The 18,675-nt window shown below is 73.2% G+C and carries 13 protein-coding genes and 2 pseudogenes; 7 read left to right on the top strand and 8 right to left on the bottom strand.

Translation table 11 applies throughout. The annotated features are described in order from the left end of the window. Positions 1 to 67: 67 nt before the first annotated feature. From CCZ36_RS23935 to CCZ36_RS23925, 3 genes are all read left to right on the top strand, one after another. Positions 68 to 2,890 carry a lysylphosphatidylglycerol synthase domain-containing protein gene (locus CCZ36_RS23935; RefSeq protein ID WP_128818525.1) on the top strand — a complete coding sequence of 941 codons (2,823 nt, stop codon included), beginning with the start codon at positions 68 to 70 and terminating at the stop codon, positions 2,888 to 2,890. A 144-nt stretch (positions 2,891 to 3,034) separates the two neighbouring features. Then, entirely contained in the window at positions 3,035 to 4,627 is a 1,593-nt protein-coding gene (locus CCZ36_RS23930) for an alpha/beta hydrolase (protein WP_128818524.1), read from the top strand. Positions 4,628 to 4,701: 74 nt separating this feature from the next. Next, the gene (locus tag CCZ36_RS23925) at positions 4,702 to 6,297 is read left to right on the top strand and encodes an alpha/beta hydrolase (protein WP_128818523.1); all 1,596 of its coding nucleotides are present in this window, start codon (positions 4,702 to 4,704) and stop codon (positions 6,295 to 6,297) included. An 80-nt stretch (positions 6,298 to 6,377) separates the two neighbouring features. On the opposite strand, the gene moeZ is transcribed toward CCZ36_RS23925, so the two are convergent. The 7 genes and pseudogenes from moeZ to CCZ36_RS23890 all read right to left on the bottom strand — a co-directional run bounded on the left by moeZ (position 6,378) and on the right by CCZ36_RS23890 (position 15,466). Further along, positions 6,378 to 7,556: an adenylyltransferase/sulfurtransferase MoeZ gene (moeZ, locus tag CCZ36_RS23920; RefSeq protein WP_069739998.1), complete on the bottom strand. Its 1,179-nt coding sequence runs from the start codon at positions 7,554 to 7,556 to the stop codon at positions 6,378 to 6,380. A gap of 99 nt (positions 7,557 to 7,655) precedes the next feature. Then, on the bottom strand, positions 7,656 to 8,507 hold the full coding sequence (locus CCZ36_RS23915; protein WP_128818522.1) for a spherulation-specific family 4 protein: 852 nt from the start codon (positions 8,505 to 8,507) through the stop codon (positions 7,656 to 7,658). Further along, positions 8,495 to 9,460: an NAD-dependent epimerase/dehydratase family protein gene (locus CCZ36_RS23910; RefSeq protein ID WP_069740000.1), complete on the bottom strand. Its 966-nt coding sequence runs from the start codon at positions 9,458 to 9,460 to the stop codon at positions 8,495 to 8,497. Before CCZ36_RS23910 ends, CCZ36_RS23915 begins: the two co-directional genes overlap by 13 nt. Positions 9,461 to 9,659: 199 nt before the next feature. Then, positions 9,660 to 10,831, bottom strand: a pseudogene (locus CCZ36_RS23905) (hypothetical protein). A 76-nt stretch (positions 10,832 to 10,907) separates the two neighbouring features. Further along, a pseudogene (locus CCZ36_RS23900) lies at positions 10,908 to 12,796 on the bottom strand (DUF3492 domain-containing protein). A 238-nt stretch (positions 12,797 to 13,034) separates the two neighbouring features. Further along, the gene (locus tag CCZ36_RS23895) at positions 13,035 to 14,492 is read right to left on the bottom strand and encodes a DUF3152 domain-containing protein (protein ID WP_128818521.1); all 1,458 of its coding nucleotides are present in this window, start codon (positions 14,490 to 14,492) and stop codon (positions 13,035 to 13,037) included. 8 nt (positions 14,493 to 14,500) lie between these two features. Beyond that, entirely contained in the window at positions 14,501 to 15,466 is a 966-nt protein-coding gene (locus CCZ36_RS23890) for an alpha/beta fold hydrolase (protein WP_069740003.1), read from the bottom strand. Positions 15,467 to 15,585: 119 nt separating this feature from the next. On the opposite strand from CCZ36_RS23890, the gene CCZ36_RS23885 reads away from it, so the two are divergent. The 4 genes from CCZ36_RS23885 (at position 15,586) to CCZ36_RS23870 (ending at position 17,495) form a co-directional block, all read left to right on the top strand. Next, complete coding sequence (locus tag CCZ36_RS23885; RefSeq protein WP_069740004.1) at positions 15,586 to 15,801, top strand: hypothetical protein; 216 nt, start codon at positions 15,586 to 15,588, stop codon at positions 15,799 to 15,801. Between the two features lie 169 nt (positions 15,802 to 15,970). Continuing rightward, positions 15,971 to 16,612: a TetR/AcrR family transcriptional regulator gene (locus CCZ36_RS23880; protein WP_006127402.1), complete on the top strand. Its 642-nt coding sequence runs from the start codon at positions 15,971 to 15,973 to the stop codon at positions 16,610 to 16,612. A 140-nt stretch (positions 16,613 to 16,752) separates the two neighbouring features. Next, complete coding sequence (locus CCZ36_RS23875) at positions 16,753 to 16,980, top strand: DUF3107 domain-containing protein (RefSeq protein ID WP_010061602.1); 228 nt, start codon at positions 16,753 to 16,755, stop codon at positions 16,978 to 16,980. 242 nt (positions 16,981 to 17,222) lie between these two features. Then, positions 17,223 to 17,495, top strand: coding sequence for a hypothetical protein (locus CCZ36_RS23870; protein ID WP_010061603.1), 273 nt, complete (start codon positions 17,223 to 17,225; stop codon positions 17,493 to 17,495). 14 nt (positions 17,496 to 17,509) lie between these two features. Here CCZ36_RS23870 and CCZ36_RS23865 read toward each other — a convergent pair whose 3' ends face one another. Then, positions 17,510 to 18,256, bottom strand: a complete 747-nt coding sequence (locus CCZ36_RS23865; protein WP_069740005.1) for a ferritin-like fold-containing protein — start codon at positions 18,254 to 18,256, stop codon at positions 17,510 to 17,512. Between the last annotated feature and the right edge of the window lie 419 nt (positions 18,257 to 18,675).

Genomic DNA, 18,675 nt, shown 5'->3' with positions numbered 1-18,675 from the left:
ATCATGCGGGCGGTGACCGGTGATACGAGAACACGAAGACGAACCAGAGGCGACGAAGGAGCAGGGCGTGCAGCCACCGAAGGCGGCGGACGCCTCCGATGCCGGGGAGCGCCCGCAGGGTGCTCCCGAGTCCTCCGCGTCGCCCGGTGCCGCCGCCGGACCGTCCCGCGCCGACGGCCCCACGGCGTCCACCACCGGACATCTGGCCGGCTCGACGCTCGCCTCCGCCGATGCCGCGCTGACCGACCGCGTCTCCGGGGACGAGCCGCTGCTCCCCGCCCGGGTGCACCGCCCCTCCGACCTGATGCGGCTGCTCATCGGCATCGCCGCGATCGGCGTGCTGTTCGCGATCGCCGCGTTCGCCCAGGGCACCACCACCGGTCTTGAGGACGACATCTCCAAGGGCACCGAGCAGGCGCCCGATCTGCTGATCAAGATCGCCGGGCTGGTGTCCAGCATCGCCGTGCTGCTGGTGCCGGTCGCCTTCGCCATCGAACGCCTCATCAAACGCGACGGGCTGCGCATCGCGGACGGGGTGCTCGCCGCCGTGCTCGCCCACGGGGTGACGCTCGCCACCGACCTCTGGGTCTCGCGGACCGCGCCCGGCACCATCCAGGACGCGCTGACCCAGCCGCAGACCTCGGGCGGTCTCACCGACCCGGTGCACGGCTATCTCGCGCCGGTCATCGCCTACATGACGGCGGTCGGGATGGCGCGCCGGCCGCGCTGGCGCGTGGTGCTGTGGGTGGTGCTGCTGCTCGACGCGTTCGCGATGCTGGTCGGCGGGTACACCACCCCGTTCTCGATCGTCCTCACCGTGCTGATCGGCTGGACGGTGGCGTACGGGACGCTGTACGCGGTCGGCTCGCCGAACGTCCGCCCCACCGGCCAGCACCTGATGGCGGGCCTGCGGCACGTGGGCTTCCGCCCGGTCGCGGCGATGCGCACCGAGGACATCCCGGACAAGGACAACGCCGACCAGGGCGACCGGGGACGGCGTTATCTGGTCACGTTGGAGGACGGGCCGCCGCTGGACGTCACCGTCGTCGACCGGGAGCAGCAGGCCCAGGGGTTCTTCTACCGGGCCTGGCGGCGGATCACGCTGCGGACGCTCACCCAGCGGCGCTCGATCCAGTCGTTGCGGCAGGCGCTGGAGCAGGAGGCGCTGCTGGCGTACGCGGCCATCGCCGCCGGGGCGAACGCGCCCAAGCTGATCGCCACCTCGGAGCTGGGCCCCGACGCGGTCATGCTGGTCTACGAGCACATCGGCGGCCGGTCGCTGGATCAGATGGAGGACGAGGAGATCACCGACGATCTGGTGCGCAGCGCCTGGCGTCAGGTGAAGGCCCTCCAGTCGCGGCGGATCGCGCACCGCCGGCTGACCGGCGACGCGCTCCTGGTGGATCGTTCCGGCAAGGCGTTCGTGACGGATCTGCGCGGCGGCGAGATCGCGGCGGGCGATCTGGTGCTGCGGATGGACGTGGCCCAGCTGCTGACCACGCTGGGGCTGCGGGTGGGGGCCGAGCGGTCGGTCGCCGGGGCGCTGGCCGTGCTCGGCCCGGACGCGGTGGCGGACTGCCTGCCGCTGCTCCAGCCGATCGCGCTGAGCCGCTCCACGCGCGCGACGCTGCGCCGGATCGCCCGCGAGCGTTCGCAGCGCGAGCGGGAGGCGGTGGTGGAGGCCTCGCAGGCGGCCAAACAGGCGAGGGCGGAGCAGGCGAGCACCGAGCAGGCGGCGGGCAGCCCCGCGACCGGATCCGGGTCCGGGTCCAAGACCGCGTCCAAGGCGGAGTCCAAGGCCGAGCGCCGATCGCTGCGCACCGAGAAGCAGGCCGAGAAGCGCGCCATCGACGATGCGCTGGAGGAGGCCCGCGAGGAGGATCTGCTCGCCCAGATCCGCCGTCAGGTGCTGCTGATCCGCCCGCAGGCCCCGGTCGAACCGGTCCGCCTGGAGCGGATCAAGCCGCGCACCCTGTTCAGCTTCATCGCCGGGGCCATCGCCGCGTACTTCCTGATCTCTCAGGTCACCCAGGCCGACTTCGGGGCGGTCGTGGAGCAGGCGGAGTGGGGCTGGGTGGCGGCGGCCCTCGGCTTCTCGGCGCTGAGCTATGTGGCGGCGGCGATGAGCCTGCTGGGATTCGTGCCGGAGCGGGTGTCGTTCCTGAAGACCGTGCAGGCGCAGGTGGCCGGCTCGTTCGTGAAGATCGTGGCACCCGCGGCGGTCGGCGGCGTGGCGCTGAACACCCGCTTCCTCCAGCGGGCCGGGGTGCGCCCCGGTCTCGCGGTGGCGAGCGTCGGGGCGTCGCAGCTCTTCGGGCTCGGCGCCCACATCATGCTGCTGGCGCTGTTCGGTTATCTCACGGGTACGGAGAAGACACCGGACTCGCTGACCCCGTCCCGGACGGTGATCGCGGGTCTGCTGACGGTCGCGGTGCTGGTGCTGGTGGTGACGGCGATCCCGTTCCTGCGGAAGTTCGTGGTCACCCGGGTGCGCTCGCTGTTCGCCGGGGTCGTGCCGCGCATGCTGGACGTGGTGCAGCGGCCGCAGAAGCTGCTCACCGGCATCGGCGGCATGCTGCTGCTGACCGGCCTGTTCGTGCTCTGCCTGGACGCCTCGATCCGCGCGTTCAGCGGCCCGGACGTCCCCCAGCTGAGCTACGCCAGCATCGCGGTGGTCTTCCTCGCCGGGAACGCGCTCGGCTCGGCCGCCCCGACGCCGGGCGGTATGGGCGCGGTCGAGGGGGCCCTGACGCTGGGCCTGATCGCGGTCGGGCTGCCGAAGGAGGTCGCGGCGCCCGCGGTGCTGCTGTACCGCGTGATGACGCTGTGGCTGCCGGTGCTGCCGGGGTGGCTCGCCTTCAACCAGCTGACCCGCAAGGGCGAGCTGTGATCCGGCCGGGCGGGCAACGGCGGTAGCGGCCCGGCCGGCGTCCACCGGGAGCGGCCCGGCCGCCGTCCACCGGTCGCGCCCCGCCACCACCCGCATGGACCGCGCCCGGCCGCGTTCCCCGGCGGCCCGCCGCACGATGGGGGCATGAGGACTTCCCCCGCCATGCGTGCCGCCGCCCTCGCCGCCACCGCCACCGTGCTGCTGCCGCTGGCGGCCTGTTCGGACGACGGCGACGGGAACGGGTCCTCGACGCCGACCGGGGCCTCGACCGCCTCGCCGACCGCCACCGCCGGCGACCTGTCCTCGCAGAAGCTGGAGTGGTCCCCCTGCCCGCCCCCGAACACGGCCCAGGGCGGCGGCGAGTCACCGTCCCCGCTGCCCGGCGGTGTGGTGTGGGAGTGCTCCTTCATGGACGTACCCCTCGATTACGCGAAGCCGGACGGCCGCACGATCGAACTGGCGCTGGTGCGGGCCAAGGCCAAGGACCAGCAGCGGCGGATCGGCTCGCTGGTGTTCAACTTCGGCGGGCCCGGCGCGTCCGGCGTCGCGACCCTGCCCGCGTTCGGCACCGAGTACGACAGGCTCCGCACCCGGTACGACCTGGTGAGCTTCGACCCGCGCGGGGTCGGCCGCAGCGAGGGCGTCCAGTGCGCGGACGACGCCCAGCTGGACGCCTTCTACCAGGAGGACTCCACCCCGGACGACGCGGCCGAGGAGAAGCAGTTCGTGCAGGGGCAGAAGGACTACATCGCGGACTGCGAGGAGAACTCGGGCCCCGAACTCCCCTTCGTGGGCACGACGAACGCCGCCCGCGACATGGACCTGCTGCGGACGGTGCTGGGCGACGACCAGCTGCACTACTTCGGTATCTCGTACGGCACCGAACTGGGCGGTGTGTACGCCCACCTCTTCCCGGACAAGGTCGGCCGGGCGGTCTTCGACGCGGTGGTCGACCCCACGAAGGACGCCGAGCAGTCCTCCCTCGGCCAGGCCGAGGGGTTCCAGCTCGCTCTGGACAACTTCACGAAGGACTGTGCGGAGCGCGACGACTGCGCCCTGCCCGGGGCCACCCCGCAGGAGGTCGAGCAGGGTATCGCCGATCTCCTGGGGGAGCTGGAGGAGGAGCCCATCGACGGGCTCGGCGACCGGACGCTGACCCAGACGCTGGCCACCACCGGTATCGCGTCCGCCCTCTACTCCCAGGAGACCTGGCCGCTGCTGGAACAGGGCCTCGACGAGGCGGGCGGCGGGAACGGCGGGCTGCTGCTCGCCCTGGCCGACTCGCTCAACGGCCGCTCCGAGGACGGGCGTTACGACAACTCCAACGCGGCGAACATCGCCATCAACTGCGCCGACTCCAAGCAGCGGTTCACCCTGGAGCAGACGAAGGCGGCACTGCCCGCGTTCCGCAAGGCGTCCCCGCTGTTCGGCGAGTACCTGGGCTGGGGGCTGATGAGCTGCACCGGCTGGCCGGTGGCGGGAGCGTGGGAGACCCCGGACGTCAGCGCCCCCGGGGCGGCGCCGATCCTGGTCATCGGCAACACCGGTGACCCGGCCACCCCGTACGCGGGGGCGAAGGCGATGGTGGAGAAGCTGGGCAAGGGCGTCGGCGTGGAGCTGACGTACAAGGGCGAGGGGCACGGGGCGTACAACAGCAAGGACGCGTGTGTGCAACGGGCGGTGGACGGCTATCTGTTGAACGGCCGCGTGCCGAAGTCAGGCACGGTCTGCGGCTGACCCTCTTCCCCGACTCCCTTACGACACAGGGTGGTTAGCATGACCGCACACCCCCGAGGGAGGGAAGCCGGTTCATGCGTACACACCGCGGCACCCGGCGAGCCGCCGCACGGACGGGCGCGGCTCTCCTCGCCGCCGTAGTCCTCACCGGCTGTGGCCTGTTGAGCAGCGAGCCGGGGCCCTCCGGGACCGCGGACAGCCGCCCCGCCGAGGCTCCCGCGACGCCCACTCCCCCAGCCGTCCAGGGCTCCCCCACGACTCCGCGGCTCCCCTCGGCGCTCACCTCCCAGCGCCTCGGCTGGAAGCGCTGCACGGCCCCGCGTGGCGGCAGCGCGCCCGGTCCGCCATGGCGTTGCGCGAGCGTGGACGTACCGCTGGACTACGCGGAGCCGGCCGGCGAGACGCTCTCCATCGCGTTGATCCGCAAGGAGGCCCGCGACCGGGGGCGGCGCATCGGCTCGCTGCTGGTCAACTTCGGCGGCCCGGGCGGTTCCGGCGTCGCCACCCTCCCGCGCGCCGCCGGGCAGTACGAGAAGCTCAACTCCCGGTACGACCTGGTGAGTTTCGATCCGCGCGGGGTCGCCGCCAGCTCCGGGGTGCGCTGCCGTTCCGACCAGGAACAGGAGCATGCCCACCGGACCGTCGACCTGACCCCCGACACGGCGGCGGAGGAGGCCGCGTTCTTCGCCGACGCGGCGGACTTCGGCGCGGGCTGCGAGCGCCGCTCGGGCGAGGTCCTGCCGCACGTCGGTACGTCCAACGCCGCCCGCGACCTGGACCTGATCCGCCAGGTCCTGGGCGACGACAAGCTGTCCTACCTCGGCTTCTCGTACGGCACGGAGCTGGGCGGGACGTACGCGCACCTCTTCCCGCACCACGTGGGGCGCACCGTGCTGGACGCGGTCGTCGACCCGACGGCCGACGGCGTCGCGCACGCCCGCAACCAGACCAGGGGCTTCCAGCGCGCCCTGGAGAACTACCTCAGGGACCGCGGCCAGGACCCGCGTGCGGGCTCCGAGCGCATCGCCCGACTGCTGGCCCGGATCGACCGGAGCTCCCTGCCGACCGGCTCGGGCCGGGAGCTGACCGAGTCGCTGGCCATCACCGGCATCGTCACCCCGCTGTACTCCGAGTCGTCCTGGCCCGAGCTGACGGCCGCGCTCGACGAGGCGGAGAACAACGGCACGGGCGATGAACTGCTCCGGCTCGCCGACGCGTACAACGGCCGTGACGCGCAGGGCCGTTACGACACCCGGAGCCACTCCCAGCGGGCCATCTCCTGCGCGGACTCGGCCTCCCGCCCGACCCTGGACGAGGCCCGTGCGCTGGTGCCGGAGTTCCGTCGGCTGTCGCCGGTCTTCGGCCCGTTCCTGGCCTGGGACACCGCGGGCTGGTGTGCGCGGTGGCCGGTCGACGGGGAGCACGAGACGCCGGAGACCAGTGCGCCGGGCGCGGGCCCGATCCTGGTCGTCGGGACGACGGGCGACCCGGCGACCCCGTACGAGGGGGCGCGGCGGATGGCGGACGAGCTGGGCGGGGGCGTCGGCGTCCTGGTCACCAACCAGGGCGAGGGGCACGGGGCTTACGGCTCCAACGACTGCGTGACGTCGACGATCGACGACTACTTCCTGGACGGGAAGGTCCCGGCGGACGGGAAGACCTGCGGATAGCCTGCGCGGAGAAGCGGAGAGGGGCCGGCCCGTGCGGGCCGGCCCCTCGAACGTCATGCGTGTCCTGCGTCATGCGTGTACTAGTAGACCGGCTTCTCGGGCTCGATCTGGTTGACCCAGCCGATCACGCCGCCGCCCACGTGCACCGCGTCGGCGAAGCCCGCGGACTTGAGGACCGCGAGGACCTCGGCGCTGCGGACACCGGTCTTGCAGTTCAGGACAATGCGCCTGTCCTGCGGGAGGTCCTGGAGGGCGTTGCCCATCAGGAACTCGTTCTTCGGGATCAGCCGGGAGCCGGGGATCGCGACGATCTCGTACTCGTTCGGCTCGCGGACGTCGATGATCTCGATCTTCTCGTCGCCGTCGATCCACTCCTTGAGCTGCTTGGGAGTGATCGTGGAACCGGCGGCCGCTTCCTGGGCCTCCTCGGACACGACGCCGCAGAAGGCCTCGTAGTCGATGAGCTCGGTGACGGTGGGGTTCTCGCCGCAAACCGCGCAGTCGGGGTCCTTGCGGACCTTGACCTGGCGGTACTGCATCTCCAGGGCGTCGTAGATCATCAGCCGGCCGACCAGCGGGTCTCCGACCCCGGCGAGCAGCTTGATGGCCTCGGTGACCTGGATGGAGCCGACCGACGCGCAGAGAACGCCCAGCACGCCGCCCTCGGCGCAGGAGGGGACCATGCCCGGCGGCGGGGGCTCCGGGTAGAGGCAGCGGTAGCAGGGGCCGTGCTCGGACCAGAACACGGAGGCCTGGCCGTCGAAGCGGTAGATCGAGCCCCACACGTACGGCTTGTTCAGCAACACCGCGGCGTCGTTGACGAGATAGCGGGTGGCGAAGTTGTCCGTGCCGTCCACGATCAGGTCGTACTGCGCGAAGATCTCCATCACGTTCTCGGCTTCGAGCCGCTCTTCGTGAAGGACCACGTTGACGTACGGGTTGATGCCCAGCACCGAGTCCTTGGCGGACTCCGCCTTGGACCGGCCGATGTCGGACTGGCTGTGGATGATCTGGCGCTGCAGGTTCGACTCGTCGACCTCGTCGAACTCCACGATGCCGAGCGTGCCGACACCGGCCGCGGCCAGGTACATCAGGGCCGGCGAGCCGAGGCCGCCGGCGCCGACACACAGCACCTTGGCGTTCTTCAGGCGCTTCTGTCCGTCCATCCCGACATCCGGGATGATCAGGTGGCGGGAGTACCTGCGGACCTCGTCGACGGTGAGCTCAGCGGCTGGCTCGACCAGGGGTGGCAGCGACACAGGAACCTCAACAATGCAGGTGGTCGGATTCTACGTAGACCGGCTTCTTACGGTCGACTACGTACGGTTGTTCTCCTCGTAACACTGCCACGCCCCTCCTCATTCCGAGATACCAGGTCCGATCCGCGAGACGATTTCGTCCCAGTAACTGGGCAGCGCCGCAAATGGATCACTTTGTCCATTTCGCTCGCCACAGCCGTCCCGGTCGCTCCGGTCGCTCCGGTCGGTGAAGAAGATCGTCCCGGCGCCCTGCCAGCGGGCGATCCGCATGGCCTCTTCCAGGTGGGTGCGCGGGACCCCGTGGACGAAGTGGGCGAACCGGTCCGGCGGGTAGTCGGCCGTCCACTCCGCCACCTGGGACCAGCGGTAGTCGGTCCAGGGGCCCTGGAAGGTGACCAGCTGGTCGGCGGCCTCCGCGTACCCGGGGTACGGGTGGGTGCCGTGGCCCAGCACCAGGCGGCCCCCGCCGTCCGCGCTGTCGCTCTCCGCCAGCAGGGCGTGCAGGGTGCCGGTGAGCCGCCGGACGGCGGGCATGCGGTCGCGGTCGGCGGGGCAGCGGGCGAGGTAGAAGCCGCCGACGCGGTACCAGTCGATGAAGGACCGGGCGTCCGCGATCAGTTCGCCGAAGGGCCGCTCACCGTGGGCCAGGTCGAGGTGGCCCAGCAGCCGTCCGCCCGAGGCGCGGACGGTGTCGCTCGGGGCCTCGCCGTGCAGGGCGCGTTCGCGGGCGTTGCGCAGCCGGCCCGCCGCCTCCAGGCAGTGCGGGTCGGGCCGGGAGCCGGGGCCGTTCGCGATGTTGAGGACGGCCCAGTGCAGCGGGGTGCCGGGGCGGGCCAGCTCGGCCCATTCGGCGGGGGCGAGCAGCGGGTGGGCGTAACCGGGGACGCCGAAGCCGAGCTGTTCGCCTCCCGCGGTCCTGCGGGCGTCGGCGGGGGCGGTCAGATACGGCACGCCGCCTCCATCCAGATGTCGGCGAGGGACTCCTCCAGGTTGATCCGGGGGCGCCAGCCGAGCCGGTCCCGCGCGGTACGGACATCGGCCTGCTGCCAGGCGCCGCAGCCGTCCGGATACGGGGACGGGGTGGCGGAGAGGTGTTCCATGACGGACTCGGCGGAGGTGCGCGGGGCCCCGATGGGCAGCCGCTGAGCGGGCGGGTCCAGCTCGTGGAGCGCGCCCGCGTATCCGGCGACGCGGGCGAGTACGGCGGCGGCGTCACGGAGCCGGACGGCGCGCCCCGTGCCGATGTTGACGACGCCCTGGGCGGCGGAGAGCGAGGCGGCGTGGACGGCCCGCGCCACATCCCGTACGTCGACGAAGTCCCGCTGCACACCGAGCCCGCTGAGCTTCAGCTCGCCGTCGCCCGCCTGCATGGCCCGGCGCATCGCCTCGGCGAGCCGGCCGAGCGGAGAGCCCGCCGGGGTGCCGGGCCCGACCGGTGAGAAGACCCGCAGGACGACGGCGTCGAGGCCGGAGCCGAGGACCAGTTCGGTGGCGGCGAGCTTGCTGACCCCGTACGGGCCGCCGGGGCGCGGGACCGCGTCCTCGGCGGTGGAGGAGCCGGGCTGCGAGGGCCCGTACTCCGAGGCACAGCCGACCTGGACGAGCCGGGCGCCGCAGCCGCTGCGGCGCAGCGCCTCGCAGACGGTGGCGACGGCGACGGTGTTGTGCCGGGTGAGGTCGCGGGCGTTGCCGCGGGTGGCGCCCGCGCAGTTGACGACGACCCCGGGGTGGACGGCGTCCAGGAAGCGGGTGAGGGCCCCGGGGCTGCCGCCCGCGAGGTCGAACCGGACGTCGGCGTCGTCGCCGCGCCCGAGGGCCGTGAGGTGAACGGCGGGGTCGGCGAGGAGACGGTCGGCGACGAAGCGGCCGAGGAATCCGTTGGCTCCGAGCAGCAGCACCCTCATCGCGCACCGCCTCGGTGCCGACGGCTCACTGCCGGTGCGGGGGACTGGGGGGTCATGGCGGGTTTCTCCTAGGTCAGTCAGTCGGTCGTACGGTGCCGGGACGGGCCCGCGGCGTCGGCTCCGCGGGAGTGGTGCGGGGTGGTACGTCGGTGGTGTTCGAGGTGGTACGTCGGTGGAGCGGCCGGCCCTCGGGTCGCCCTCAGGCCCGGGTGTGGGCGGAGGCCCGGGAGAGCGCGAGGGCGGCGTGCAGCAGGAGTCCGAGCGCGGCCCCGCCGCAGGCGAGGGCGGACACGGCACCCGTCCCGCCTGTCGAGACGAGGAGGTCCACGGGCTGGGCCAGGGGTTCGAGCCCGGGGAGCCGGGCGGCGAGGACGAGGGCGGGGGCACCGGCCTCCACGGCGCACGCACCGGCCAGCGCGACGGTGCCCGGCTCGGGCAGGCCGTGGGCGGCGAGCAGCCGGGCCACGAAGAACAGCACTCCCAGGGCGACGGCCGCCACGGGCACGCCTCCCCCGCCGAGGCCGAGGTCGGCCAGGTACAGCAGGGGCAGCAGCGCGCCGAGGAAGAGGCAGACGGCCGTCAGGAGCAGGGGGCGCACGCCCGCGCCGAACTCCTCCAGGGCGCGGCTGCCGGAGAGTTTGCGGTGGGCTCGGACGGTGAAGAGGTGGGCGCACCAGGCGGCCGGGGCGACGGCGGCGGCGAGGCCGAGCAGCGGGGCGGCGTCACCGTCCCACGGGCCGTCCGGGCCGCCGGTCATGACCTGGGCGAGCAGTTCCTCGCCGTACACCGTGTAGCTGAGGAGCCAGCAGGCGTACATCCCGGCGCGGCCGGCTCCTTCGGGGGCGCGCAGCGGGCCGCGGCCCAGGCACGCCCGGAGCGCCAGGCAGGCGAGCAGCGCGCCGGCGACGGTGACGAGGGCCCGCACCCCGTCGCCGAGGAGGCCCTCGGTGACCCGGAGCACCCCGGCCGTCGCCAGGCAGGCGGCCCCGGGCAGCAGGGCGAGGAGCGTCCAGGCGGCCCGCGCCTCGGTGTCGGGGCCGGGGCCGGGGGCCCGCCGATGGGGGAATCGTGCGTCCGGGGCGGCATGCGGGCGTACAGCTCCTCGGCGAGGGCGAAGACGTCCCGGTGGCGGTAGCGGGCGGCGGTGCGGTCGGTGAGTCCATGGGCCTCCAGGCCGGCGGCGATCTCCAGCGGGTCCACGGCGCGTTCGCACAGGTCGCGGTGGTCGTGCAGCAGGGTTCTCACCGGGTCCGCCGGACCCCGCCGGGCGGTGGCGCCCGGCGCCCGGCGGGCCGGGGCGCGGGGCGGGATCTCCGCGGGGCGTTCCGGGGCGGCAGCGGGGTTCGTCGCCGGGTCGTCCGGACGGGTCATCGGGGGGTCTCCGTGGTCGGGGAGCGTCGAGTGAGGGGCCGTGGCATCGAGGGTCGAGGCGTCAAGGGCCGGGTGGTCACGCATCGCCGCCCCCCGCGGGTCCGGCCGCGACCGCGCAGACGCCCTCGGGCTCCGGCTCACGGGCGTGCTCGGGCTCAGGTTCGCCGGGCCGGTCCGGCAGCCGGGCCCCTGACGCGGCGGCCCGGCCGGGCACGGCGGCGGGGCACTCGGGGTCCTGCGGCGGCCGGAGGTGGGACGCGGGCTGGGTCCAGTGGCCGAGGAGGCGGGCCTCCGGCGGGGTGGCGAACGGCAGCGGGTCGCCGTGGGCGTCCACCGTGTCGGCCTCCCGGCGCACCGGGGTCTGCGACATCAGCTCCAGGTAAATGCCGCGAAATGCCGCGAGGTTCTGTTCGACGGTGAAGAGTTCGAGCGCGCGGGCCCGGGCGGCGGCGCCCAGCCGGGCCCGGCGCTCGGGGTCGCGCAGCAGCGCGACGCAGGCGTCCGCGAGCGCCTTGGGGTTGCGCGGGGGCACGACCAGACCGGTGCCGCCGATGACTTCGACGACCGCGCCCACGTCGGTGGAGACGGTGGCCCGGCCGCAGAACATGGCTTCGACGAGGCTGACGGGGAAGCCCTCGACGGTGCTGGAGAGGACGACCACGCCGCCCGCCCCGTACGCCTCGGCGAGATCGGGGATCTCGGGCCCGCCGATCTCCTCGAAGGTGACCGGGCTGCGGCCCTCGGTGTGGGCGCCGGTGGCCTCGTCCGGGAAGAGCTGGGCGGCCAGGGCCGTGCAGTGCGCGAAGTAGGCGGCGGCCTCGTCGCCCTCCGCCGGGGCACCGAAGATCCGCAGCCGGGCGGCGGGCCGGGCCCGGCGGACCTCGGCGAAGGCGTGGAGGAGGGCCATCAGGTCCTTGGCGGGCTCGATCCGGCCGACCCAGACCAGCGTGTCGGGGCCGCCCGCCTCGGCGTTCCCGCCCGCCGCGCCGAGCCGGTCGACGTCCTCGCCGACCGGACCGAAGCGCTCGGCGGCCATGCCCGGGTAGACCGTGCGCTGCTTGGCGGGGTCGGCTCCGCAGCGCTGCTGCCAGCGGCGGACGTGGGTGTTGCCGGGGGTGACGAGCGCGGCCTGCCGGTAGATCTCGGTGGCGAGGCGGCCGTGGAACGCGGCGAGGAGGGCGCGCACGGGTGCTCCGTACGAGGTGCCGGACGCGGCGGCCAGGTAGTGCGCGCGCAGCGGGACGCCGTGCTCGGTGACCAGCAGCGGCACCCCGAAGAAGCGTTTGGCCAGGAGTCCCGGGAGGGCGGCCGCCCCCCGGAGGCCGCATGGCAGAGGTCGACCGCGCCGAGGCTCTCCTGGTCGTACCAGTCGAGCGAGAGCGGGCGCAGCGCGCGCTCCAGCTCGGCGGCGAAGGCGAGGAGGTCGGGGACTTTGGCGCTCTGCACGGTCCGGCCGGTGCCGTGGGCGCGGGAGGCCGCCTCCAGGATCCGCACGGTCGTCTCGGAGCGCAGGGCGAGGTGGAGTCCGCCGCGCTCGCGGGCCAGCTCGGCCAGCCCGTGGAGGCCGGCGGTGAAGAGCCCGGCACCGGGGCCCTCGCCCGGTGCCGTACCGGCCGGGTCGGGGGTGCAGACCGCGGTGGCGAGGGCGGTGAAGTGCTCGGTGAAGCGCTTGCGCTCGCGCCGCCCGTAGGACTGCTCGCCGCCGGTCACCAGCCGGGCCAGCAGGCCGCGTTCGCCGCTGCCGCGCAGGGTGCCGTCCTCGGGGGCCCACAGCGGCGCGACGCGCACCCGGCTGACCTGATACGGCAGTTGGACCCAGCCCTGGGCCTCCTGGTGGGCGGAGCGGCTCAGCGCGAACAGGTCGAACTCGTGCTGCGGCAGCCCGCGCACCAGTCGGTCGCACCAGAGCCTGGACTCACCGGTCGCATACGGGTAACCACCGTCGGTGAGCAGTCCGATCCGCACGAGTACACCCCCCGATCTCCCTTGTGGGCGGCCGCCGTTGAACCGGCGACTCACAGCGGGACGACGTTAAGCGGATACGCCGGTGGTGCGACGGACGGTTGTCCGTCGCACCACCGAAAGGGGTGAACCGTCGTAACTTTCCCGTGCCGGTCGCGTTCCGTCGCGATACGGCGGTCGGTTGTCACGGTGAGTCAGGCCCGGGCCAACTCCTGATGGCCGACCGGCAGGCCTTGCGGCCTCAGCCCTTGGGGTGCACCCAGGGGTTGGGCTTGCACTTGATGCCTTCGAGTTCGAGCGTCTTGGTCTGCTGCTGCATGACCGGGGCCAGGGCGCCGGGGGTGCGGCAGCTCACGTGGTTGTACCCGAGCCGGTGGCCGACCTCGTGGTTGATGAGCATCTGACGGTAGGGCAGCAGCTTGTCCGGGCCGAAGGTGGCGGCGCCCTGCGCCCAGCGATAGGCGTTGATCATGATGCGGTCGGTCGATGCGGAGTCGCAGGAGACGTTGTCGATCGTGGTGTCCAGACCGGACTTGGCACACCAGTCGCCGGTGGTCCCGGGACTGGCGAGGGTGATCACGAAGTCCGGCTGCCCCGACGAGATGCGCTCGAAGGTCATCGCGCCGTTGTGCGCCCAGCTCCGGTCGTCGTTGAGCGTCTTCTGCACGGCTTCGGCGAACAGACCGGCGTCGAGGCCGAGCCCCTTCTCCACGTCGATGCGGTAGCGGTGCTTCTGCCCCTTCCCGGGGGCCTTGGCCAGACCGGGCACCGCCTCGAACTCGCCGCTCGCCCTGAGGTCGGCGGCGAGCGGATACGGCTGCGCCATCCTGTCCGCGTACGAGAGGGGCTTGACCTCGGGCTTGGGCTGCTTCGGCGTCGGGCGGGCGTCGGAGCGCGATGCCTCTTCGCCCAGGCCCTGCCGCTCCACCTCGGCGGCGCGCGCCTCGGCGGCACGGTCACCGGAGTCCTCGGCGACCTGTCCGGCGACGACGACCGCGAGCACGGTGGTCACCGCGGCGGCGGCGATCCCGGTGAACGTCCGCCCCTTGCCGCCCCGGGGCGCGGTCCGTTCGTCCGGCTCCGCCGCCTCGGCGTCGTCCGGGCCGTCGGCCGACGGCGTGGACGCGGTCCCGGAGGCCTCGGCGTCGAAGGCGTCCACGAACTCCTGGCGCGGGCCCGGCACCGGGGGTCCGCCCGCCTGCCGCTGTGCCGCCCGGCCGTCCGCGGCGCGCTGGGCCGCGCGCTGGGCGGACACCTGACGGGCCACTGCCTGCTGCCGGGCGGCGGCGTCCTGGGGTCCGGGGGGCCCGGCGGACCCGCCGGGATACGGCCGGGCGTCGCCGGGACGGCCGTCCGGGCCGGGGTACTGGTGGGGGGCCTGCGGATGGGGGGCGCCGTGAGGTGCGGGGGCGCCGGGCCCCTGTCCGTAACGGGGCTGCGGCCCGGTGCTCCAGGTGCCGCCCCAGCCACCGCCCCCCTCGCGCTGTTCGGGGTGGCCGCCGCGCACCTGCGGGGCGTCGGGCGGGAACGGGCCCTGCCCGTCACCGGTCAGCGGGGAGAACAGATTCCGCCCGTCCGCGGTCCGCCTGCGACGGCCGGTGCCGGACGCGGGACGCGCCGCGGCGCGCTCACCGCCCGGCTCCGCCGCTGTCGCGTCCGGGCGGATCGCCCCGGAGCCCTTTCGGCTGTGTCGTCCCACGCCCCGGATCAGCTCCCGCCGCTATCGTCCAACAGTTCCCGGAACGCCTGGGCGACCGCCTCCGGGTACTCCATCATCGCCACGTGCCCCGCGTCGGGCAGGGTCAGCAGCCGGGCGTCGCGGAAGGCCGCGGACGCCCTGCGCGCCATCCGGTACGAGACGAGCTGGTCCCGTCCGCCGTACACGAGCTGGGTCGGTGCCAGCACCCGCTCGGCCTGGCGCCACAGTCCGTGCTGGCCGCCCAGGGTGTACGCGTCGACGATGCCCCGGGCCGAACGCGTCATCGCGTCCCAGAAGTACGGCAGCTCCAGCCGGCGCTCCATCTCGGCCACCGCATGGCGGAAGGCTTCCTCGGAGACCCGTGCCGGATCGCCGTAACAGAGTGCCATGACTCCACGCGTCCGCTGCTCCGCCGTCCAGTCCTTCGTGAGCCGGGCGAACAGGGAAGCGACCCCCGGCACCGCCAGCAGACCGGTCGGAACGGCCGGCCGTTGCACCCGCCACTCCGGCAGGGCGGGCGAGATCAGGGTGAGGGTGCGCACCAGGTCGGGGCGGACGGCGGCGACCCGGGTGGCGACAGCGCCGCCCAGCGAATTGCCGAAGAGATGGACGGGCCCCCGCTCCTCCGCGTCCAGCAGCCGGATCACCGCACGGGCATGTCCGGTCACCGAGTAGTCGCCGTCGTCGGGCGGCGGCGAATCCCCGAATCCGGGCAGGTCGACCGCTTCCCCGTCGACCAGGTCGGACAGCAGCGGCATCAGCGCGGACCAGTTCTGCGACGAGCCGCCGAGCCCGTGCACGTACAGCGCGGGGGGCAGTCCGGTCCGGTCCCCCGGCCGGCAGCGGATGTTCAGACCGATCCCCGGCAGGGACACGGAGCGCAGCCGTTCGCCGTCGGCGACCCGGACGGCACTGACCGTGGGGGCCACCGCGGCGGCGGCGGCCTGGACACCCGGCAGCTCGGTCGAAGACATGCGCCAATGTTACGAGACGATCACGCACTGATTCATGTGTTCGCCGTCACAAGGCCGCATCGCGGGGTAGACGCGTAGCTCCTAGGCTTCTTGGGGAACGACAGGAAGGGAGCTGCCACATGACGGTCGACCCGAGCGACCCGGACACCTTCGAGGGCGCGGAGCCGGACGAGCCGGGGCCGGAGGCCCCGGAGGCCGACGCCGCCGAGCAGCGTGCGGACGTCCGGCCGGAGCACGACGAACGGGCCGGGATCGTCGACCCGGCCGCCGCCAACGAGGCCGATGTCGCGGAACAGCGCAGGGTGATCCCCCTCGACGAGGACGATTACCGCTGAAACGCCCCGGTTTCACTCACGACCGCAAAGAACTGTGGCTTCCGCAGTCGTCCGGTCCATGAAATTCTGCGTCCGCGCCGCGCACTCCCGGGTTACCCAAAAGTACGATGGCTGTACGGCGCAGCGTGCACGGACCGGCTGTGCTGGCACACATTATTTGGGAGGCGGCGTGACAGCCATCGAGCAGACAGAGGCGGCGCGCCCGCGGGGCACCCGCCTGCCCCGCCGCGCCCGACGCAATCAGCTGCTGGGCGCCGCGCAGGAGGTCTTCGTCGCGCAGGGTTACCACTCCGCCGCGATGGACGACATCGCCGAGCGGGCCGGGGTCAGCAAGCCGGTGCTCTACCAGCACTTCCCCGGGAAGCTGGAGCTCTATCTGGCCCTTCTCGACCAGCACTGCGAGTCGCTGCTCCAGGCCGTCCGCACGGCGCTGGCCTCGACGACGGACAACAAGCTGCGCGTCGAGGCGACGATGGACGCCTACTTCGCGTACGTGGAGGACGAGGGCGGCGCTTTCCGGCTGGTCTTCGAGTCCGACCTGACCAACGAGCCCGCCGTGCGCGAGCGGGTGGACCGGGTGTCCCTCCAGTGCGCCGAGGCGATCTCCGACGTGATCGCCGGGGACACGGGCCTGTCCAAGGACGAGTCCATGCTGCTGGCGGTGGGGCTCGGCGGCGTCTCCCAGGTGGTGGCCCGTTACTGGCTCTCCAGCCAGTCCTCCATCCCCCGGGACACGGCCGTGCAGCTCCTCACCTCGCTGGCCTGGCGGGGCATCGCGGGCTTCCCGCTGCACGGTGTCGAGCAGCACTGACCCCTCCGGGCCGGGACGCCTGACGCCGTGTTCGCTGCGGGCGTTGCCGGTCGGGCCCTGAGCGCCGCTTCCGCCGGGCTAATGTGGCTGCGTACGGCGCGGTTCGCCGCGCAGGGACTGACCGTCGGAGGGACATAGCCGTGGAGGTCAAGATCGGGGTGCAGCACACGCCCCGCGAGATCGTTCTGGAGAGCGGGCTTTCCGCCGAGGACGTCGAGAGCGCGGTCGCCGCGGCACTGGGCGGCAAGGCGGAGCTGCTCAGCCTCACGGACGACAAGGGCCGCAAGGTCCTCGTGCCGGCCGACCGGATCGCGTATGTGGAGATCGGTGAGCCGACCACCCGGCGGGTGGGGTTCGGGGCGCTGTAGTCCACGGGACGCGTTGATCGGGTGATCACAGGAGCGGCCCGGCGGGATCTTCCCGCCGGGCCGCTCCTGTGTCGTGTCGTGCACGCCGGTGTCGTGTGCGGGGCGGTCGCGCGCGGGACGGCCGGTCCCCCCGTTCCCGTACGGGTCGAAGGGGCCGTCGGAGGGTTGCTCGCCGCGGTCGGGGGGTAGTACCGCCTACGACCGATTTGCCCGCCCCGCACACCCCCGCGAGGTGATCCTCTGTGATCTGGGAATCCTTCGGCGCCGCCGTGCTCGGACTGGCCCTCTCCTGGGTGGCGCTCCGATCACTGGCCGACCGTCTGCCGGCCGGCCGTGCGGTTTATCTCACCGGCACGCTGGGTGCCCTGTTCGGCGCGTATCTGACGCATGCCGCGCTGGGTCCCGGCCATGTCCTGGCGACGCTGATCGGAGCCGTGTCGGTCGGAGCGGTGACGCTCTCGCTCCTGATCCGGCCACGCGGCCGCCGCCTCACTCGGTCGGCGGCGGCCCAGTAGCCCTGCCCGCGGCGTTACGCGGCGAGACCGAGAGCAGCCATCCGCTTGGTGTGGGCCTCGGTGATCCGGGAGAACATCCGGCCCACCTCGGCCAGGTCGAAGCCGTCCGCGACGCCGCCCACCAGCATCGTCGAGAGAGCGTCGCGGTCGGCGACCACCCGCTGGGCCTGCGAGAGCGCCTCGCCCATCAGCCGGCGGGCCCACAGTGCGAGCCGCCCGCCGACCCGCGGGTCGGCCTCGATGGCGGCGCGCACCTTCTCCACCGCGAAGTTCCCGTGGCCGGTGTCGTCGAGCACGGACAGCACGAGGGAGCGGGTGTCGGTGTCGAGACGGGCCGCGACCTCACGGTAGAAGTCGCTCGCGATCGAGTCGCCGACGTACGCCTTGACCAGGCCCTCCAGCCAGTCGGACGGGGCGGTCTGGCGATGGAAGTCGTCGAGCGCCTTGGCGAACGGCTCCATCGCGGCGGTCGGCTCCTCGTCGACCGCGGTGAGCCGCTCGGTCAGCTGCTCGAAGTGGTGGAACTCGGCGGCGGCCATCTTCGCCAGCTCCGCCTTGTCCCCGAGGGTGGGCGCGAGTTTCGCGTCCTCGGCCAGCCGTTCAAAGGCCGCCAGCTCTCCGTAGGCGAGGGCGCCGAGCAGGTCCACGACGGCGGCCCGGTACTGCGGGTCCGTGGCCGCGGTGGCCCAGTCCTGGGTGGCGATCTGGGTGGTCGCGGAGGGGTCGGCGGGGGTATCGGTGGCGTGGTCTGGCGTCTCCATGAAACGGAACGATAGCCCTCCGGGCGCAGGGCGGAAGGGCCTGGTCAACCGGGGCCGCCATACCGTTCCGATGAATTCGTCCAACACACATGCGCGAATCCGGGGTACAGTGGTATTGCGCTTACTGAGCACTGTGCTGTGCCAGGGGCGCGCCCTTGAATGAGGATGCCCGGTCGGAGGCCCGATCGGCTCCGACCCGACAGCCCTCCACGCGGTGCGTACGACACGTATGACTGCAGATGAGGGGCCCCCTCAGCGGCACGAGCGCTCGAGCGACGGCAGTGGTCCCGCGCCACCCGGCCCCACCACGGCCGGATGACCAACCCCGGCACGGTACGACCCCCAGCGTTCGCCTCGGACCGCGTCTCACAGAAGAGGCAGCACCCTGACTACGTTCCGCGACCTCGGTATTTTCCCCG

The organism is Streptomyces sp. S063 (assembly GCF_002832675.1).
GTDB lineage: Bacteria > Actinomycetota > Actinomycetes > Streptomycetales > Streptomycetaceae > Streptomyces > Streptomyces sindenensis.
Note: the sequence above shows the minus strand (reverse complement) of the source record. Positions and strands in the feature narration are given on the sequence as shown.

Bases quoted from the DNA above. Each gene is read 5' to 3' on its own strand.
- CCZ36_RS23930 (WP_128818524.1), top strand. From the start codon at position 3,035: ATGAGGACTTCCCCCGCCATGCGTGCCGCCGCCCTCGCCGCCACCGCC.
- CCZ36_RS23925 (WP_128818523.1), top strand. From the start codon at position 4,702: ATGCGTACACACCGCGGCACCCGGCGAGCCGCCGCACGGACGGGCGCG.
- CCZ36_RS23910 (WP_069740000.1), bottom strand. From the start codon at position 9,460: ATGAGGGTGCTGCTGCTCGGAGCCAACGGATTCCTCGGCCGCTTCGTC.
- CCZ36_RS23890 (WP_069740003.1), bottom strand. From the start codon at position 15,466: ATGTCTTCGACCGAGCTGCCGGGTGTCCAGGCCGCCGCCGCCGCGGTG.
- CCZ36_RS23885 (WP_069740004.1), top strand. From the start codon at position 15,586: ATGACGGTCGACCCGAGCGACCCGGACACCTTCGAGGGCGCGGAGCCG.
- CCZ36_RS23865 (WP_069740005.1), bottom strand. From the start codon at position 18,256: ATGGAGACGCCAGACCACGCCACCGATACCCCCGCCGACCCCTCCGCG.